Origin of the sequence: Roseibium denhamense (assembly GCF_009711415.1) — a bacterium.
Lineage (GTDB): Bacteria > Pseudomonadota > Alphaproteobacteria > Rhizobiales > Stappiaceae > Roseibium > Roseibium denhamense.
In genome coordinates this window covers 1-2,371 of sequence record NZ_SMLZ01000081.1, presented here as the reverse complement: position 1 = coordinate 2,371, position 2,371 = coordinate 1, and the positions used below count along the sequence as shown (strand labels likewise).

Genomic DNA, 2,371 nt, shown 5'->3' with positions numbered 1-2,371 from the left:
GGGTCTATGACTGGGTCAAGGCACCCTTTGGTGCCCGGGCCGGATTTGTGGCAATCTGGCTGCAATGGATCCAGAATGTCGTCTGGTATCCAACCGTACTCGCATTTGCGGCTGCAACACTTGCCTATGTAATTGGCCGCCCGGACCTGGCGGATAATGGCATTTATACAGGCACTGTTATCATTGCAGCCTACTGGTTCGCCACCGCCATCGCGCTGACCGGAACAGGCGCTGCCGCCCGGTTCACCTCCCTCGGATTTTTGCTTGGCACTGTCGTCCCAGGCCTTTTGATCATTGCGCTTGGCGCTGCATGGATTGCCGACGGGCAAACGATGGCCTTTCTGGATGGGACGACCCTGACGGGCGGCACCGCGCATGTGCATCTCTTTCCGCATATCAGCGGTCTGTCTTCACTGGCGTTCCTGGGCGGCATCGTCCTTCTCTTTGCGGGGGTCGAAGTACACGCCGTCCATGCCAACGAGCTGAAGGATCCGTCCCGCGACTTCCCCAAGGCCATTCTATTATCTGTCGTGGTAATCGTGGCGCTGTTTCTCCTCGGCTCCCTCGCACTGGCCTCAATTGTACCGGCGGGCCAGATCGCTCTCGATCAGGGGCCGATGCAGGCATTTGACATTGCGCTTAAAGGATTCGGGCTCGGCTGGCTCGTCCCTATTCTGGCTCTTTTGATCGCCTTGGGGGCACTTGCCGGGGTCATGTCATGGATTACGGGTCCCAGCCGGGGGCTTTTGCGAACCGCCCGGGACGGCGAACTTCCGCCCTTCTTGGCCCGGACCAACAAAAATGGCGTCCAAGTCACAATCCTTCTCATCCAGGGCGGCATCGTCACGGTTCTGGCGCTGCTTTATTTTGTTCTGAAAAACGTCTCCGTTGCCTTCTTCCTGCTGTCCGCCATGACCATCACCCTCTACCTGGTCATGTATATGATGATGTATGCGGCTGCGGTGCGGCTTCGCTTCACGCATCCTGATGCGGACCGGAGTTACAGGGTACCGGGCGGCACGCCTGGTCTTCTGATCGTTGCCGGCACCGGATTTGCGGGCGTTGCCTTTGCCTTTGTCACCTCGTTCTTCCCGCCTAGCCAGTTGCCGGTCGGCAGTCCGCTGACCTATGTGGCGGTGGTTGCAGCCGGCTTTGTGGTCTTCATTGGATTGCCGATCCTGATCCATGCCTTGAAGCGTCCTTCCTGGGTGCAAAGCGCGCATGCCGAACCGTGAACATTTCAGGCCCTTTGCCGGTCCGTATCCTTCACTGTTTCAAAGATGGCCGAACTTCCAGGCGGGATGAGCAGGTCTCGCAGAGATAAAACCAGCGGCGACCGCCTCTGTGGGCACCGCGCCGGATCACCTCAAGTCACCCTGGCGTCATTTTTCGTGACGGTGCCCTCACAACGCTCACGATATCCAGCCATGGTTCAGCCAAAACAAAGAGCCAAGAGGCGGAGAAGAGCCGGAAAATCCGTTCACGGAAACGTCGATGGCCTTGATTTTGCCCCGGCCCTCAGCGGGCCCACATGAGGCTTACTGCCAACGAAACTGAGAGCGATCCATCATGACAACCCTTGCCTCACATCCATCAAGGCGCCCTCTTGCCGCCAGTCTGCCCGCGCTCAGCGTGGACACGCTGGGCCTTATGTTTATCTCCGGCTTTTTTGCCACAATCGCCTTCGACCTTTGGGGCCAACTGATCAGCCCGGGTCTCGGATTTGCCAACCTGTCCCCGCATGGCCTTGCGCAAAGTCTTCTGAGCAGTCTCGGACTGCCCAGCAATGCTTTTGCCGGATACTTCGTTCATTTTTATGCCGTTGGCCTGATCGGATATCCCATCGGCTGGATGTTTGTTTTTGCGCCTCTGTGGCAGCGGACCATCGGAGACACCCATTGGGTCTTGCCAGCAGCCCTTTATGGCGCCGGCCTTTGGGTCTTTGCCATTGGCGGGATTACAGCGATCGCCGGCCTTCCGTTCTTTTTGAACTTCACCGGCATTACCTGGGTCGCCCTGGTGGGGCATGTTCTTTATGCGATCGTCCTGGTGGGGGTGCTCCGCGCCATTGACCGCCAGAAGCGGGCCTGATTCCTTAAAATCGATCCGTCCTAGAAAGAGGCCCGCAGTGGTGCGGGCTTTTTCCATGCCTGCCCTTCTATACCAACCCTTCGATGACTGCGCCTTGCATTTAAGCGCCAGCAATCTGGCACATTTCTTCACAGCATCTTTTGAAAGCCGTCATTTCCCCCGGAGCGGGGTGCCTAAGGCCCGTTCGTTCGGCCCTCTTTTGAGCGAACTGTTTCCCGGACAGGATAAAACTGTGACGCGCGTCACACGGCAACTGCGCATTATCCTTCGCGTGGCGTGT

The 2,371-nt window shown here is 58.0% G+C and carries 3 protein-coding genes; all 3 read left to right on the top strand.

Annotated elements, in window-relative coordinates:
- The coding region (locus E1180_RS01730) for an amino acid permease (RefSeq protein ID WP_155189383.1) at nt 1–1,235 on the top strand (1,235 nt) is incomplete at its 5' end.
- 334 nt (nt 1,236–1,569) lie between these two features.
- The gene (locus tag E1180_RS01725; protein ID WP_155189361.1) at nt 1,570–2,091 is read left to right on the top strand and encodes a hypothetical protein; all 522 of its coding nucleotides are present in this window, start codon (nt 1,570–1,572) and stop codon (nt 2,089–2,091) included.
- A gap of 55 nt (nt 2,092–2,146) precedes the next feature.
- Nucleotides 2,147–2,371 (top strand): hypothetical protein (locus E1180_RS22135; RefSeq protein ID WP_208996831.1); only part of this gene is annotated, 225 nt, incomplete at its 3' end.